13 protein-coding genes and 2 pseudogenes are annotated in these 16,940 nt (G+C 60.6%); 9 read left to right on the forward strand and 6 right to left on the reverse strand.

Annotation, left to right across the window (positions count from 1 at the left end; translation table 11 throughout):
* Positions 1-52: 52 nt before the first annotated feature.
* The 5 genes from VE092_RS06235 to VE092_RS06255 form a co-directional block, all read right to left on the reverse strand.
* On the reverse strand, positions 53-511 hold the full coding sequence (locus tag VE092_RS06235; protein WP_414653424.1) for a PPC domain-containing DNA-binding protein: 459 nt from the start codon (positions 509-511) through the stop codon (positions 53-55).
* Positions 508-1,077, reverse strand: a complete 570-nt coding sequence (locus VE092_RS06240; RefSeq protein ID WP_324874910.1) for a PCC domain-containing protein — start codon at positions 1,075-1,077, stop codon at positions 508-510. Before VE092_RS06240 ends, VE092_RS06235 begins: the two co-directional genes overlap by 4 nt.
* A complete protein-coding gene (locus tag VE092_RS06245) occupies positions 1,074-2,672 on the reverse strand; it encodes an acyl-CoA synthetase (RefSeq protein WP_414653425.1) in 1,599 nt (532 codons plus the stop codon). The genes VE092_RS06240 and VE092_RS06245 overlap by 4 nt, the downstream gene beginning before the upstream one ends.
* A 135-nt stretch (positions 2,673-2,807) precedes the next feature.
* Positions 2,808-3,989, reverse strand: a complete 1,182-nt coding sequence (locus VE092_RS06250) for an acetyl-CoA acetyltransferase (RefSeq protein ID WP_324874912.1) — start codon at positions 3,987-3,989, stop codon at positions 2,808-2,810.
* 388 nt (positions 3,990-4,377) lie between these two features.
* Positions 4,378-4,566: a hypothetical protein gene (locus VE092_RS06255; protein WP_324874914.1), complete on the reverse strand. Its 189-nt coding sequence runs from the start codon at positions 4,564-4,566 to the stop codon at positions 4,378-4,380.
* A 172-nt stretch (positions 4,567-4,738) separates the two neighbouring features.
* On the opposite strand from VE092_RS06255, the gene VE092_RS06260 reads away from it, so the two are divergent.
* From VE092_RS06260 to VE092_RS23160, 7 genes and pseudogenes are all read left to right on the forward strand, one after another.
* Positions 4,739-5,773 carry a TRAP transporter substrate-binding protein gene (locus tag VE092_RS06260; protein ID WP_006461998.1) on the forward strand — a complete coding sequence of 345 codons (1,035 nt, stop codon included), beginning with the start codon at positions 4,739-4,741 and terminating at the stop codon, positions 5,771-5,773.
* Positions 5,774-5,857: 84 nt separating this feature from the next.
* On the forward strand, positions 5,858-7,741 hold the full coding sequence (locus VE092_RS06265; protein WP_324874917.1) for a TRAP transporter large permease subunit: 1,884 nt from the start codon (positions 5,858-5,860) through the stop codon (positions 7,739-7,741).
* 122 nt (positions 7,742-7,863) lie between these two features.
* Positions 7,864-8,634, forward strand: coding sequence for a 3-oxoacyl-ACP reductase FabG (locus tag VE092_RS06270; protein ID WP_324874919.1), 771 nt, complete (start codon positions 7,864-7,866; stop codon positions 8,632-8,634).
* Between the two features lie 10 nt (positions 8,635-8,644).
* Complete coding sequence (locus VE092_RS06275; protein ID WP_324874921.1) at positions 8,645-9,445, forward strand: SDR family NAD(P)-dependent oxidoreductase; 801 nt, start codon at positions 8,645-8,647, stop codon at positions 9,443-9,445.
* A 318-nt stretch (positions 9,446-9,763) separates the two neighbouring features.
* Positions 9,764-12,268: a T6SS effector BTH_I2691 family protein gene (locus VE092_RS06280; protein WP_324874923.1), complete on the forward strand. Its 2,505-nt coding sequence runs from the start codon at positions 9,764-9,766 to the stop codon at positions 12,266-12,268.
* Between the two features lie 2 nt (positions 12,269-12,270).
* Positions 12,271-13,338 (forward strand): DUF6708 domain-containing protein, encoded by a 1,068-nt coding sequence (locus VE092_RS06285; protein WP_324874925.1) that lies wholly within the window; start codon positions 12,271-12,273, stop codon positions 13,336-13,338.
* A gap of 8 nt (positions 13,339-13,346) precedes the next feature.
* Positions 13,347-14,424, forward strand: a pseudogene (locus tag VE092_RS23160) (DUF6708 domain-containing protein).
* Positions 14,425-14,430: 6 nt separating this feature from the next.
* Here VE092_RS23160 and VE092_RS06300 read toward each other — a convergent pair.
* Positions 14,431-15,345: a LysR family transcriptional regulator gene (locus VE092_RS06300; protein ID WP_324874931.1), complete on the reverse strand. Its 915-nt coding sequence runs from the start codon at positions 15,343-15,345 to the stop codon at positions 14,431-14,433.
* A 190-nt stretch (positions 15,346-15,535) separates the two neighbouring features.
* Between VE092_RS06300 and VE092_RS06305 the strand changes: the two genes are divergently transcribed.
* Together VE092_RS06305 and VE092_RS06310 are read left to right on the forward strand one after the other, a co-directional pair.
* Positions 15,536-16,693: a sigma-54-dependent Fis family transcriptional regulator gene (locus VE092_RS06305; protein WP_324874934.1), complete on the forward strand. Its 1,158-nt coding sequence runs from the start codon at positions 15,536-15,538 to the stop codon at positions 16,691-16,693.
* Between the two features lie 70 nt (positions 16,694-16,763).
* Positions 16,764-16,940: pseudogene (locus VE092_RS06310) on the forward strand (ketol-acid reductoisomerase); the annotation flags it as partial.

Consider the following 16,940-nt stretch of genomic DNA (forward strand, 5'->3'; position numbering starts at 1 on the left):
AGTGATGTGAATGCAATGCCGTCCAGTCTGTCGCTGGACGGCATTGTTCGTTTCAGGCCGGCACGGCTTCCTGCTGCTTGACCGCGACCCACTCCTGCAGGGTGATCTCGATAGTGATGAAGGACAGGTTGGCACCGCGCACGAAGCGGCCGGCGAAGATCTTGCCGTCGGTGTCGGCCACCACGCCCTGCAGGGGATGGGGATTGCCCTGGCCATCGGAAAACCCGATCTCGCCGAAGACATTGAGGATTTCCACGCCCGGTCCGTTGATCTCCATCTCGCGCGGACCGTTCGGGGTAGCGTATTGCAGGTGGGCATCGATCAGGCTGCCGATGGCGCCGCGCACGATGGCGGTCTTCATGCCGTGCTGGCGGCACAGCGCCTCCACGCTTTCAGTGAGGTCCTGGTTGGGTTTGAGGCGAGCCATGATCAGCTTGCCTAAGCGGCCTTCTTCTATCTGGATGGTGTCGTCGAGTGTCGTGGTGTCATTGGCGTGGAGAGTCATCATCATTCCATGGGTGTCGGATGCAATAGACTGAAGTGCGTCTCTTCATCGCTGTTGACGACGAAGGCGCCCCGGGAGAACAAACAAAGGCGGAGGATGAGCGGATCGTCGCCCACTTCCACCGTATCGAGCAGCAGATGGCCGCCGTGGAGGGCGCCGTCACCGTCGATGAAACCTGAATGGCAATGCAGTAAAACCTTTCCGTCCTGGTTCTGGCCCACCGTGATGGCGCCGGTGATGAAGGTGATCACCCCTTCGAGCACATGCGGCGGGCCGTAGTCATAGGGACGGCTGGCGTCCCCGGTATGTTCGATGCGGTGATAGTGCAGCCGCCGTGCCGTGCCACCGCACATGCGGCCCACGCCACCGCGCTGGCCATAGCGCGCCAGCACGCTTCGCAGCGACTCGCCCACGGAGCTGCCCGGTTGCAGCGTGATGCGCAGTTCCTCGGCCGGGTCGGCCTCCAGGTCCAGCGTGCGCGGATAGCTTTGCTGGCCTGCGTGCAGGAACTTGCGTACCTCGACGAAACCGGCGCCGGCCGCGGCCTGGGCGGTCTTGTTCGTCAGCTTCATAGGCGGTATTCCCCCTGTTCTTCCAGCAGCGCCTTGATCTGTTTCTTGACGATCTTGCCGTAGCCGGACTTGGGCATGTTGTCCCAGTAGACGAAGCGGCGCGGCCACTTGTACTTGCCGATGCGCTCTTCCAGGTGCGCCAGCAAGGCGGCGCTATCGACCTGCTGCCCCGCCTTGCAGACGATCACCGCCAGGCCGCTCTCGCCCCACTTGGGGTCGGGCACACCCAGTACCGCCACTTCCGACACGGCCGGATGGGTGAGCAGGGCCTCTTCGATCTCGCGTGGATAGACATTGGAGCCGCCCGAGATGTACATGTCCGAAGAACGCCCGGTGATGTAGAGGAAGCCATCCTTGTCCACATGACCGAGGTCGCCGGTATGGAACCAGTCATGCTTGAAGGCCTTGGCATTGGCGTCCGGATTGTTGTGGTAGCCCATGAACACCGCGGGTCCGCGCACGCAGATTTCACCGGTCTCGAAGGGTGCCAGTTCCTGGCCGTCGTCGTTGAGGATGGCGATCTGCATGCCGGTACGCGGCATGCCGCAGGTGCCGACCCGCGCCTGCGGATGGGCGTCGTCGTCGAAGTGCAGGTAGGGCGGCAGGAAGGTGATGTTGCCGGTGACTTCGCCCAGGCCGTAATACTGCACCAGCACCTTGCCCAGTTTTTTCAGCGCATACACCTGGTCGGCACGGTACATGGGCGCGCCGGCGTAGATGACATGCTTCAAGGACGAGTGGTCGTAGCGATCCACCGATTCATCCTCGACCAGGATCTTGACGATGGTGGGGACCGTGAAGAGATTGTCCACCTTGTACTTTTCCACCAGCTGCCAGGCTTCCTCGACCACCAGCCGTTCGGACGACAGCAGGATGCTGGCCGCGCCACGTGCGGTGTTGATGACGGCGTGGATACCGGCACCGTGCGACAGCGGTGCCACCACCAGCGAACGCGATTGATGGTTCAGACCCGGCATCAGGTCGGCCAGGTGGTTGGTCACCACGAAGGCCATCTGGCCGTGCGAGAGCACGCCGGCCTTGGGGTGACCGGTAGTGCCAGAAGTGTAGAAGAACCACATCGGGTCTTCGTAATCGACTTCCACTTCGCGGAAGCTCTCGTGGCCACCCTCGGCCACCAGCGCCTCGAAGTCCAGTTCGCCCGGACGCGCATCGGCCAGTGCGATCACGTGTTCCAGTGCCGGCGAGGCCGCCTTGACGGCATCCACGTAATTGGCGAAGCCACGGTCGTAGAGCATCACGCAAGCGCCGCTGGACTGGCCCAGGTAGGCCGCTTCAGGCGGTGTGATGCGGAAGTTGGTCGGCACCCAGACCATGCCCATCTTGAAGGCGGCCCAGGCGCTCTCGAAAATCTGCTGGTTGTTGCGCGAATGGACCAGCATCTTGTCGCCCTTCTTCACACCCCGGCGGGTGAGGGCGTGGGCCAGCGCATCGACGCGGTCGTTGATCTGCTTCCAGGAGATGAGCCGGTCGCTGCCATCGGCATTGCCCTGCGACAGGATCAGACCCGGCTCATCCGGAAAACGGCGCGCCACGTCCGACAGCAGGCGGCCCAGGTTCATCACTTTCGTTAACATCGTCTCACTCGTCCCGATTCGTTCTAATGGAAATTGGCGTGGCTACTATTTCTTGCTCTTCTTGATATTCCTGGTTCTTGTCCTGCCCGTACGTCGTCCGCCAGCACAGCGAACGACGCCGCCCTGCAACTGCAATCAGTTCACACGTTCCAGGATGCTCACATAGTTGGCCACGGCTGCACCGCCCATGTTGAACACACCCGTATAGCGCGCATTGGCGATCTGCATGTCGCCAGCATCATGGGCCGCCTGCATGGCCGCCATCACGTGCATCGAGACACCGGTGGCGCCCACCGGGTGCCCCTTGGACTTCAGGCCGCCGGAGGGGTTGACCGGCAGCTTGCCATCCTTGGCGGTGATACCCTCGGCAATCACGCGCGCGCCCTGGCCGTGCGGGGCCAGGCCCATGGCTTCGTATTCCAGCAGCTCGGCCACGGTAAAGCAGTCATGGGTTTCCACCAGAGACAGATCATTGAGCGACAGTCGGGCCTGGCCCAGCGCATTCTTCCACGCCAGTTCGGCGGCTTCGAAGCGGGTCGGGTCGCGGCGCGACAGCGGCAGGTAGTCGTTCACATGCACCGCGGCGCGGAACTGCACGGCACGCGGCATGGACTTGGCCACGTCGGCGGCACTGATCACCAGAGCGGCGGCACCGTCCGAGATCAGCGAGCAGTCGGTACGCTTGAGGGGGCCCGCCACGAACGGGTTCTTTTCGGAGACGGTACGGCAGAAATCGAAGCCGAAGTCCTTGCGCATGTGGGCATAGGGATTGGACAGGCCGTTCTTGTGGTTCTTGGCCGCAATCATGGCCAGTGCGTCGGACTGGTCGCCAAAGCGGTCGAAGTAACTCTGCGCGATCTTGCCGAACACGCCTGCGAAACCACCGGGGATGCCCGCTTCTTCCTTGGCGTAGCAGGCCTTGAGCAAGACCTCGCCGACCTGTGGGGTCGCCAGTTCGGTCATCTTCTCGAAGCCGATCACCAGCACGTGTTTCGATTCGCCCGCCTTGATCGACTGCAGACCCGAGTGGATCGCCGCCGAGCCGGTGGCGCAGGCATTCTCCAGGCGCGTGGCCGGCTTGAAGCGCAGCTGCGGCAGCGTATTCATGACCAGCGACGAAGGGAAGTCCTGGTACAGGAAGCCGGCGTTGAAGGTGCCGACATGGACGGAATCGATATCTTCCGGTTGCAGCCCGGCATGTTCGATGGCGGCCTTGGCGACCTGGCCGATCAGCACTTCCGGATCGATGCCGTCGAGCTTGCCGAATTGGGAGTGATGCCAGCCGGTAATGCAGGGTGAGGATGCAGAAGCAGTCATGGTGTGTCCTTGTAAGACTTGGTCGGTGGAGCAGGGGCGCTCCGGTTCACACAAGGGCAATATGCAAAATCGGTGCCACACGCGGCACCCGCGTGGTGATCGCATCGCGACCACCGCAGGGGCAGGGCGCCACTGGTATCCGACGACCGCAGGCGGGGATCTGCTCCGCGCCCGGGCCGGCATCTTGCCCGTCTCCCGAGAGGCCGGCGCAAAGCCGCGCCGGGTCTCGCTGTCGTTATTGATGTGATGCGCTGTTGCGTACTGAATGGGATCGAGCACACGCGACCGGCCTTCCTGACAGGCAGAAAGCCGGTACGCCGGTGCTCGACCTGATGAAGATAGCACGGACTTTACGTTAACGTAAATCATTGCGCTGCAACATGAAAAATCACCGCCCGGCAGGGTGGCCAAGTGTCGACACCTGCGACACCGATGCGACACCCGGCGACAGCGGATGCGACAGGTGTCGCAGGCTGTGGTCAGCAAATAAATTGCCGCCGGTGCGGTCGCCGCCCTTGTCCTGTTCCGCCTTTATCGCAGAGAATACAGGCGCGATGCCGATCAGAGAGGGGGACATCGCCAGGCCGGCGCTGCCGTTGCAACGGCTTGGCATCCTAATTGCTCTATCCAAGCATGGGCAGTGTTGACAACCCGGATACAGGGGGCTGCACGCCGGGATTTCGCGGCAGCCGAGTGGCACCGGAATCAGCAGATTCATAAATACAAACGACAAACAGGAGACAATACAGATGGACCAATCCACTGGTAAATTCACGCGCCGTCATTTTCTGAAGACCGCCTCGGTGGCCTCGGCGGCTGCCGCGACCGGCATGGTGAGCACCTCCGCCCATGCGGCCGAGTTCACCTTCAAGTATGCCAACAACCTGCCGGTGACCCACCCGATGAATGCGCGCGCCAAGGAAATGGCCGCCGCCATCGCCGAGCAGTCCAAGGGCCGCATCGAGCTGCAGCTCTATCCCAACAACCAGCTGGGTACCGATACCGACATGCTCTCGCAGGTGCGTGCCGGCGCCATCGATTTCTTCACCCTCTCGCCGCTGATCCTGGGCACCCTGGTCCCGGCCGCGCAAATTTCCGGCATCGGTTTCGCCTTCAAGGATTACAGTCAGGTCTGGCCGGCCATGGACGGTGAACTCGGCGCCCATGTGCGCAAGCAGATCGAAGCCAAGTCCACGCTGTTCGCCTTCGAGAAGATCTGGGACAACGGCTATCGCCAGATCACCAACAGCACCCGTCCCATCAAGGTCGCCGACGACCTCAAGGGCATGAAGCTGCGCGTGCCGCCGAGCCCGCTGTGGACCTCGATGTTCAAGGCCTTCGACGCGGCACCGACCTCGATCAACTTCGCCGAAGTGTATTCGGCCCTGCAGACCAAGATTGTCGAAGGCCAGGAAAACCCGATGGCCATCATCTCCACGGCCAAGCTGTATGAAGTGCAGAAGTACTGCTCCATCACCAACCACATGTGGGACGGTTTCTGGTTCCTGGGCAACAAGAAGTCCTTCGAACGCCTGCCCAAGGACCTGCAGGACATCGTCACCCGTGCCATCAACGAAGCCGGCATGAACCAGCGCGCCGACGTGCGCAAGCTCAACGACTCGCTGGTCGAGGAAATGAAGGGCAAGGGCCTGGCCTTCAACAATGCCGACGCCGATTCCTTCCGCGCCAAGCTGCGCAGCGCCGGCTTCTACGCCGAATGGAAGAAGAAGTTCGGCGACGAGCCCTGGGCACTGCTGGAGAAGTACACCGGCAAGCTGGCCTGACGCCTCGTCCGGCCCGAACGGAGGACGCCACCGCCCATCCCGGGCCGTGGCGTCGTCCGCCCCGACTTTTTTCGCTGGAGCTTGATGATGGAAGCTGCAATGACTTACCGCGCCCCGGTCAACATGAACCCGTTCGCGCGCGCCCTGGTCGGCCTGAACCGTATGGTCATGCATGTGGTGGGAGCGCTGGCCGCTGCCCTGGTGCTGGCCGAGACGGTAGTACTGCTGACCGGTGTGATCTACCGTTACGCACTGCATGACCCGTTAGTGTGGTCCGATGAACTGGCCTCGATCCTGTTCATCTGGCTGTCGATGCTGGGGGCCGTGCTGGCCCTGGACCGTGGCGAGCACATGCGGCTTACCGCCATCATCAACAAGTGTTCCGAGAAGGCCCGCATCTGGCTGGAGACGGTGGCCGCACTGGTGGTCTGCATCTTCGTCCTGATGGTGATCCACCCGGCGGTGGACCATGCCGTCGAGCAGATGCCCATCACCACGCCGGCCCTGGAAATCCCCGACGGACTGCGCGCGGCCGCCTTGCCGGTGGGCGCCATCCTGATGCTGCTGGCAGCCGTCTCGCGCATGGCCGCCATGACCACCATGCGGCTGCTGCTGTCGGCACTGGCGGTGGTGGCGGTGATTGCCGGCGGACTGTGGCTGGCGCAACCGGCGCTCATGGCCATGGGCAACTACAACCTGATCGTGTTCTTCGTGCTGCTCATCGGCGTGTGCGTGGCCGGCGGCATTCCCATTGCCTTCGCCTTCGGCACCGCCACCATGGCCTATCTCGCGCTGGCCACCAATGCGCCGCTGATGATCGTGGTCAGCCGCATGGACGAAGGCATGTCCAGCCTGATCCTGCTGTCGGTGCCGCTGTTCGTGCTGCTGGGTTCGTTGCTGGAAATGTCGGGCCTGGCCAAGACCCTGATCGATTTCATGGCGGCCCTGCTGGGCCACGTGCGTGGCGGCCTGCAATACGTGCTGCTGGGCGCGATGTTCCTGGTCTCAGGCATCTCCGGCTCCAAGGCGGCCGACATGGCGGCCATCGCGCCGGCGCTGTTCCCCGAAATGAAGAAGCGCGGCTCCAAGCCGGAAGAACTGGTGGCCCTGCTGTCGTCCTCCGGCGCCATGACCGAGACCATTCCGCCCAGCCTGGTGCTGATCACCATCGGCGCGGTCTGCAGCGTCTCAATCACAGCGCTGTTCATCGGTGGCCTGATGCCGGCGGCCATCGCGACCATCGCCATCGCCGTGGTGTGCTGGATGCGCGCCCGCCGCGAGCCGATGCCGGACGTGCCGCGTGCCCCGATGTCGCTGATCATGAAGACCCTGATCGCTGCCATTCCCGCCCTGGCGCTGCCCATGCTGATCCGTGTGGCCGTCATCGAAGGTGTGGCTACGGCGACCGAGGTCGCCACCATCGGCGTGGCCTACACGGTGGTGGTCGGCCTGATCATGCACCTGTTCATGAAGCACCTGAACTTCAAGCGCCTCTATCCGATGCTGATCGAAGCGGCTGCGCTCTCCGGCGCCATCCTGCTGATCATCGGCATGGCCACCGCGATGGCCTGGGCGCTCACGCAGTCGGGCTTCTCCTCCAAACTGGTGGCGTTGATGCAGGGCGTACCGGGCGGCGGTACCGGTTTCCTGCTCATCACCATCGTCATCTTCATCGTGCTGGGCAGCCTGCTGGAAGGCATCCCCGCCATCGTGCTGTTCGGACCGCTGCTGTTCCCGGTGGCGCGTTCGCTGGGCGTGCATGACGTGCACTATGCGATGGTGGTGATCCTGGCCATGGGCATCGGCCTGTTCGCACCGCCCTTCGGTGTCGGCTTCTATGCCGCCTGTGCCATCGGCAAGGTTTCGCCGGACGGTGTCTTCAACCGGGTCTGGGGCTATCTGGCGGCGCTGGTGGTGGCGCTCCTGGTGGTGGCCTTCGTGCCCTGGATTTCTATCGGCTTCCTCTGATCCACTCACCGGTCATGCGAGCGATCAGGGAATGTCCATGACTGATTTGCCAACGACAACTTAGAACACGGCGGCCCCTTACCCCATCCCTTCCCGGGGCCGCCAACATCCACGGAGACAATATGAATCGCAATGATAGCGGCGCCCGCGTGGCGCTCGTGACGGGCGGAGCCATGGGCATCGGCGCCAGCATCTGCCAGCAACTGGCGGCCAAGGGCCACACCGTGCTGGTGGCCGACATCAACCTGCAGGCGGCCCAGCAGACCGCCGACGCGCTGGTGGCGGCCGGTCATCGGGCGGCCGCCGTGCAGATGGACCTGGGCAATCCGGAGGCCATCGCCGCCGCGTTCAAGGATATCGAAAAGGACTATGGTCGCTGCGACGTGCTGGTCAACAATGCCGGTGTGGCGCGCACCTACTCCTTCCTCGACTATCCGCTCGACAACTGGCTGCAGACCATGAACGTCAACGTCACCGGCGTATTGCTGGCGGGCCAGCATGCGGCGCGCATGATGGTGAAACACCAGTGGGGTCGCATCATCAACATTTCTTCCATCTCCGGCATCCGTGCCGGTGCCGGCCGCACCGCCTACGGCACCTCCAAGGCCGCCGTCATCGGCCTGACGCGCCAGATGGCCATCGAACTGGCGCAATACGGCATCACCGTCAACAGCGTCGCCCCCGGACCGGTCGATACCCCCATGACCCAGGCCATGCATTCCGAGCAGACCCGCGAAAGCTATTACCGCCTGGTGCCCATGCGGCGCTACGGCACCACCGACGAAATCGCCTCGGCCGTGAGCTTCCTGGCCTCGGAAGAGTCGTCCTACATCACCGGCCACGTGGTTCCGGTGGACGGCGGCTTCGTCGCCGGCGGCGTGCTCGAGATCTGAGGAGCAATCCATGGACAAGCTGATGGAAGGTAAGGTCATCATCGTCACCGGTGCCGGCTCAGTGGGGGAGGGTTGGGGCAATGGCAAGGCCGCGGCCGCGTTGTATGCGCGCGAAGGTGGGCGTGTGCTGGCGGTGGATCGCAGCATCGAGGCCGCATTGCAGACCCGTGAAATCATCCGCAGCGAGGGCGGCGTGTGTGAAGTGCTGGCGGCCGACGTGTCCAAAAGTGCGGACGTCAAGGCCATTGCCGAGGCCGCCATGGATCATTTCGGCCGTGTCGATGTCCTGCACAACAACGTGGGTATCGCCGAAGTCGGCGGTCCGGTGGAGACCAGCGAAGAAAGCTGGAACCGGCTGGTAGCGGTTAACCAAACCAGCCTGTTCCTGACCCATAAGCACGTGCTGCCCATCATGGAAAAGCAGAGGAAGGGCGCCATCGTCAACATTTCCTCACTGGCGGCGCTGCGCTGGATCGGCTTCCCCTACCTGGGTTACACCGCTACCAAGGCGGCCATCCTGGCGTTCACCAAGAACGTGGCGATGCAATACGCCCCCATGGGCATCCGCGCCAACTGCGTGCTGCCGGGCCTGATGGATACGCCGATGATCCGCGAACCCCTGAAGGCATCCTATGGCGGTGACATCGAAGAGATGCGCGCCAAGCGCAATGCGCAATGCCCGATGGGCTTCATGGGCGATGCCTGGGACGTGGCGCATGCCTCGTTGTTCCTGGCATCTGATAACGCGCGCTACATCACGGGACTGGACCTGATCGTGGATGGGGGATTGTCGCTGCGCTGTACAGGATGAGCGCGCTGCGCCCTTGAGCAAGACTGTTTGTTGATCGCCGGCAGGCGGGCGTGGAAGCCGACCTGCTGCGGTTTGATACCCGGGCGTCCAAGAGCGTCCGGGTTTTTTTATGGCGCCTCTTTGTTGTGCTTCCTGTCGAAGTCGGCAGACTTCTGTAGTCTCTCCCGCCTCAAACCTCTCTTCAAATCTCGAAGCATTTCAACAGACTTGACCTGACCGTCATGCAAACATCTGCGCTTTTTCCTCGACGCCATCACGACCTCGCGCATCGCGACGCTTGTTGTACCCGAGGTCTGATCATTCGACAGGAGCGGCGCGATGTTGAACTGCAATTACTGCGACAAGAAGGGCTTGTTGATCTACCCGGTCCGCTATGCCGTCGCCAGCCCCTATGGCGCGGCTGGTGTGCCTGGCCTCTCGGGCAATTTCAGGATTGAAAACGGGCCGCAGCAGATCGGCGAAGCACGCTACACTCTGCGCGCCTTGCGTGCCGGCTATCTCTACACCTATGACGAACGGCGGGGAAGGTTCAAGGCCTACGTGGTGATGCCCACCGGCCATCTCTGGAATTTCCCGCTCCACTATCGTGCCCCGCACCCGTCCCGTATCCCGTTCTCCTGTGTCGAACCTGGCGAAATTGTGCGGGCCTATTGCCTAGACATCGCGCATACCCCGCAGGACCCTGCCACGCGCATATGGATAGGCTGGTCCAATACGGAGTGGACCAAGGCTTTGCAGAAACGTGTCGGCGACCTGGGTTGGCGCAGGAAGCACATGCAGTGCATCGACGTGGAAGCCATGCTGGCGGGAAGCGCGGCGCATACCGGGGAGTTCGGTGCCAGCGTGAATATGCTGGCTCACTTCGCGGCAGATCACAGCGCAATGGACAAGGCGTTCTCGTTCAGTAATACGCCGCCTACCGAGGAGAAGAAGCGTCACGCCTGGGCCGGCAAGATGCGTGACGTCATGGCGGCCCAGATACCGCATCACAAAGGCTTTGTGGTCGCAGTCAACGATCCTGTGGGTATCACCAATGACTTGAGCGAATTGACCGTCCCTGGCCTGGATGCGGGTTTCGATGAAAAGCTCTACCAGTCCAAAATCGTCGCCGATATCCTGGCCATGACTGAGCAGCGCGTACGTCAGGAGGCTAGCGATGACATTGATTTCCGTGACAAGGTAGCCGAGATATCGGAAAACAACCCCGACGGTGACACCTACAACAGTATCAAGACCATGCTCGCCATGATCAAGGCAGGGGGACCAGGGCGCTATGTCCGGAAACAGGGCGAGCGCAGAAAAAAATACGGCGATGCCAAAGCCGCTCGCCAACAGGCCGCCGCAGACGAGGCATGGCATGAACTGACGCATGACAATGACAAGCCCATGCTGGACATGCAGAGGCTCAAGACCTTTCCCGCCACCTATGAGGCGGCTCAGAAGGCATTTGAACCACGTTTCCTCAAGCTGCTGACGGCGCACGTCAGTTGGCACAGAAGCGAGCAGCTGGCGAACTGGATGGAGGCTGTCCATGACGTCAATGACATCCGCAGTGGCTACGCCTATAGCGAATCGCTGGCGCAATGCATCGGCAAGGCGGTGTCCTCCGCGCCCTGCATTGATCAACTCACGCTCTGGCTCTCCAGCGACAAACTCTCCGATACGCGCAACTTGTATAGCCGCGCGTTGCTGTTGAACCAATCCGATCTCATCGCCGCCACCGAGGCGCAGCTCAAGGGTAGCGATATCCAGTACGAAAACATCCTCAACATCTACAAAGGTGCCATCGCCAGACTTGACGATCCTGCCCAGGCGGCGCAGTTGATCGATCGGTTGGCGCTCACCACTGCCAATGTCATCAGCAAGAGCCTCAGTGACAGTACCCAGACCATAGCGCGGTCTATGGCGATGGTGCATCTGCATCTGCTGGCCGGGGTAAGGATCAAGGCCAGCAACATGAGCGCGTCCGATGTGGCGCGATGGGCGATCGCGCAGGCGCAAGAGCAGGGAGTCAAGCTCGATACCCATCCCCGAACGACTAAAAGCAATGCCTACCGCGAAGCCCGAAGCGCGATCAATCAGCATCGACTTGATAAACACCTGTTCGCCTACGAACTCGATATCGCCAGATTGGAGAGCGAAGGGCGCATTGCTCCGGGGAGCATCAAGGGCATTAGTGTCCCCGGCATCGCGGTGGCGCAGAAGTGGCTGGGATCATCCGTGCCGCAGGAATTCAAGCTTGGTGTCGTCACCGCACTTTTACAGATGCTGGCGTTGAACTTCGCGATGAAGGACCTGGCCAACAATGATCAATTCAATGAAGAGGAAACGCGGGTGAAGGCAATATTGGCTGCGGTTAGCTTAGGAGCGACGATAGTCGAGACGGTGGCAGTCTCTGTGGAGAAATCTGTGGAGCATCCGTTGGGGGCATTTGTTCGGAGCCAATGGGTGGCCAGTGGAAGGCTGGCGGGAAAGATCGCTCAAGGCGCCAGGTTTGTGGGAATGTTGGCCGGCATCTTTGCCGGGGCATATGACATTGTCTTCAATGCGCGGTCTGCAATCGGAGAGGACAAGCAATTGCTGGGCTGGTTATATGCGACGAACGGGGCACTTAGCATCGGGATTGCGATAGCGGGATACACTGCCATTGGAGCAATTTTCTGGCCGTTCCTCATATCATCTTTCTTAGTTGCGATTGCTATTGCGCTAATCAACAAAAGCGCACTAAAAACTTGGATATCTCGTTGCGAGTATAGCTTTGGAGAGAGATATGGATCTTTAGATGCACAATTGAAGGCGTATCACGAAGCAGTTGGAGCGTGACGATGGATGAACGCGTATTCCAATTTAAAGCTGGTCGACCCATTCCCGAATGGGATCTGCGGCATCGGCTATCCATTAACAGGGCAGTCAGCCCTGAGTGTAAGGATTCCGGCACGATCTTCCGGATCAATTCAACTTACATGGATGTAAGCGACCAACCTTTCAAAGAAAGGCAATGGCTGGCGGGAGGTGTACTTGCATCTTGCTTGGGCGTGGCCACAGGGATGTGGATGTACTACGTCACGCGAGTACTCTATCCGAATGCAGGAGGCATGCTAGGTGATCTGTATTGCCTTGCCCTCATATGTACTTTCGGATTAGTCGCTTTTAGGCTAGGTCGAGATGAATTCTTTTCCCTTAGGCGGCGTCCAACCCGCTTCAATCGCAGAGAAAGGATAATCTACGCCATCCGTCGCCGGAGGTTCTTCGCCAAACCTGGACAAGGCGACGTTACCTGGGAAGTACCATGGGGCGAAAATACCATCTTCTGCATTCACAGGGGATCGGCCAATCACAGAGAGACTTACCACATCCGGTGCTACGAGGTAGATGAAAGCGGCAATGTCACACGCGCCTTCGCTATCGGCCGTACATGGGAGGGGAAGGAATGCATGGGGGATCTGCTGTCGCAATGGAACTACTGGTGCTGGTACATGAACCACGGTCCAGAGGATCTGCCGAAGCCGCTGCTGTTCTTCAAGGAAGATGAGAGCTCGCTGGAGAGCTTCCTGTTCTGCATGTATGACTTTGGAATGCGCGCCAGTGCCGCTTACCGAATCTCGATGATGCCCTTCATTCTGGTGATGACCAGCCATCGCCTGATGGCGCTATGGACGTGCCGCGATCCTGTCTGGCCGGAAGCGGTAGTTAATGCGTGTGTCCTTGATCCTGACGATCCTTTTGACGAACCACGCGGTAATACCCCGGTCGGCTGGGCCGAAACGGCCCTTGCACTGGAACGCAATGAATATCCAGCGGGAGCGAAATGCGCAATGGAACACTGGCATGGCGAGAGTGATCCGGAATTGAATGCATTACTTTGGGCTGAAGATACGCCTCCACTGCATTAGGAAATCTGATGGACGAGCGTGTATTTCAATATAAAAAAGGGAAACCCATCCCGAATTGGGACCTGCAGCATCGCTTGCCGATTTCCAAGCCTGTGGGGCCCGAATGCCAGGATGCAAGTACCGTATTCAGGATCAATTCCCTATTCATGGATGTGACCGATCAACCATACCGTGAACGCCAATGGCAAAGCGGTGGTGTTCTGATCGCCTGTTTCGGAGCTATCGGGGGGATGTGGGGTATCTACCTTACCAGATTCGTTTTTCCAGATGCAGGAGCAATACCTGGTGATCTCTTTTTTCTGGGTGTGATTTCTGCCTTTGCTTACCTTGCCTTCAAGCTTGGTCGAGATGAGTTTTTTTCGCTGAGGCGCCGTCCGATCCGATTCAATCGTAGGGAGAGGAAAATCCATGCCATCCGCCGTCGAAGACTTTTTTTCCAGTCCATCTCAGGGCGACGTTACATGGGAAGTTCCTTGGGATGAAAATGCAATTTTCTGCATTCACAGAGGTTCGGCCAACCACTTACACACTTACCACATCCGTTACTACGAAGTCGATGAATGCGGAAATGTCACACGTGCCTTCGCGATCGGCCGGAAGTGGGAGGGACAGGAATGCCTGGAGAGCTTGCTGTCGCAATGGAACTATTGGTGCTGGTATATGAATCACGGTCCGGCGGATTTGCCGAAGCCGCTGCTGTTCTTCAAGGAAAAGGAGGACACGCTAGAAAGCTTCCTGTTTTGTATGTATGACTTTGGGATGCGCGCGAGTGCAGCCTACCGAATTGTGATCATGCCGCTCATTTTGATGATGACCACTCTTCGCCTGCTGGCTTTGTGGACTTGCCGCGATCCGGTCTGGCCGGAAGCGGTGGTCAATGCCAGTGTCATTGATCCTGACGATCCTTTTGACGAGCCGCGGGGTAACACGCCAGTTGGCTGGGCCGAAACGGCCCACGCGCTGGATCGCCATGAATATCCAGATGGGGCGAAATGCGCGATGAAAGATTGGCGTGGTGAAAAGGATCCCGCCGTGAATGCGCTGCTGTGGGCCGAAGATATCCCGCCATCCTCCGGATCTGGATAGGCCTCATTACAGCGACTTCGTCTGATCGACGGACTGCATCTTCCTCCACACCTCCACCGCCGTATCGGCAAAGGTACGGATACAGGGATTGGTATTCTCCTTGTTCCAGATCACGGCGACTTCGACCAGTGGCGCGTCAATCAGGGGTTTGAAGACGGTAGTGTCCAGGTGCATGGCCTGCATCGAAGTCGGTACCAGGGCCACCCCCAGGCCTTCGCCGACCAGGTTGACGATGGTCTGCTGCAGATTGGCTTCCAGTACGATGCGCGGGCGGAAACCTCGCGACTGGCAGTGGTTGATGATGAGGTCGAAGACCACCGGCGCGATCGTGCGCGGGATGCTGACGAAAGGGTCTTCCGCCAGTTCTGCGGCGGAGATGGCCTCCTTGCCGGCTAGGCGATGCTCGCGGGGCAGCACCGCCAGCAGGGGCTCGGCATAGATGGTGTGGCTGTCCAGTCGGCTACAGTCCTCCGGGCGGTACATGATGCCCACATCTACCTTCTCATCCTCGATGTCGGTGGCCAGCAGGTTGGGGACGTATTCGGTCAGCCGCATGTCCACCTCGGGATAGGCGGCCGAATAGTGGCGCGTCACCGAGGGGAGGATGTTGTAGGCCGAGGACATCATGAACCCCACCTTCAGCGCACCGCTCTTGCCGGTGCTGGACGAGGAGACATTCCGTTTCGCCCGTTCCAGTGCCTTGAAAATTTCTGTGGTGTCGCGGTAAAAATATTTGCCGGCCGAGGTCAGCTGGATGGCTCGTTTGCTGCGGTCGAACAATTGCGCGCCCAGTTCCCGTTCCAAGGCCGCAATCTGCCGTGTGAGCGGGGGTTGCGAGATATGCAGCAGTTCCGCCGCGCGGCCGAAATGCAGCGTTTCTGCTACGGTGCGGAAATAGGTGAGGTGTCTCAATTCGATCATTTGATACCTTCAAGGTATTGATTCTGTCTGTACATTGTATTGGAAGTCATGGGATTGTCTGGCTATTCTTTGCCGCAGACGTGCCATTGCGACACTTCTCCGGGCCGGCCACAAGCCGCAGCCCGCGCATAAAGAGCCGCTCCGAGGGAAGACGGTTCGACAAAAAAGCAGTTAAAGACAGGAGACCATCATGCCGACACCCCCGGTAGAACAGCCCATGGCCGAAAGTGACGTCCGCACCGCCGCTACTGCCCGCAGTCATCGCTCCGCTTCTTCCCGTACCGCTTCCCGTAGCGGGCCGTGTTATCGCGACATCGATCAGCTCGCCGCCGGCGACGATCTCATGCGCGATCTGGTAGAGCGCGGCAAGCGCCTGATCGATCGTGGCATTCCGGTGTTGATCCTGGGCGAGACCGGTACCGGCAAGGAATACCTGTCGCGCGCGCTGCATGACTACAGCGCGCGTCGCCAGGCTGCGTGGGTGGCGGTCAATTGCGCCTCCATCCCTGAAAGCCTGGCCGAGAGTGAACTGTTCGGTTATTGCAAGGGTGCGTTCTCTGGCGCGCTGCCAGGCGGCATGAAAGGCAAGGTGCAGCAGGCCGATGGCGGTACGCTGTTCCTCGATGAAATTGGCGACATGCCATTCGCCTTGCAAACGCGCCTGCTGCGGGTGCTGTCCGAGCGCGAGGTGATCCCGCTGGGGGCAATGCGTCCGGTACCCGTCGATCTGCAACTGATCTGCGCCACCCACCAGGACCTGAAGACGCTGATCGGCGAGGGCCGTTTCCGCGAAGATCTCTACTATCGCGTCGCCGGGGGCGTCCTGCGCCTGCCCGCCCTGCGCGAGCGCGCCGATCGCCGTCGGCTGGTGATGCAGATGATTGCCGATGAGCTGGGGGAGGCTGCCGACGAGAACGTCCTCGCCCCGGCGGCCCTGCAGCGCCTGCTGGCCTATCCTTGGCCGGGCAACCTGCGCCAGATGCATGCGGTGATCCGCTACAGCTGCGCGGTGATGAACGGTGGTCGCATCGAGTTGTGCGACCTGCCGGAAGAATTGATGCAATTCCAGACGGCGCCGCTGGCCCAGGTCCATCCGATCAGCCGCGCCGCCCAGATTCGCCCCTTCGCGTCACGAGCCGAAGGGGAAGCCACGTCCCTTGCACCTACCGGCGATCCGTACCGGGATGAGCGCACACGTGTCATCGCTGCCCTCAATGGCAGTCGCTGGAATATCTCCGCCGCTTCGCGGCAACTGGGAATGTGCCGTGCCTCGCTCTATCGCAAGCTGAGGCAGCTGGACATCCCGCACGTACGTGACCAGGCCATGCCGGCTTATGCCGTGGCCTGAAACGATCTAAATCATATAAACGATATGCGGACCGCGAGTGCGGTCCCTGCTCAACTTCTTTAGGAAATTCATGAAAGTCTTCTACGACAAGGATGCCGACCTCTCGCTGATCAAGAACAAGAACGTGACCATCATCGGTTACGGTTCGCAAGGTCACGCCCACGCGCTGAACCTGAAGGATTCGGGCGTGAAGGTCACCGTTGGCCTGCGCAAGGGCGGCGCTTCCTGGTCCAAGGCCGAGAAGGCC

Source organism: Herbaspirillum sp. (genome assembly GCF_035644555.1).
Taxonomy (GTDB): domain Bacteria; phylum Pseudomonadota; class Gammaproteobacteria; order Burkholderiales; family Burkholderiaceae_D; genus Herbaspirillum.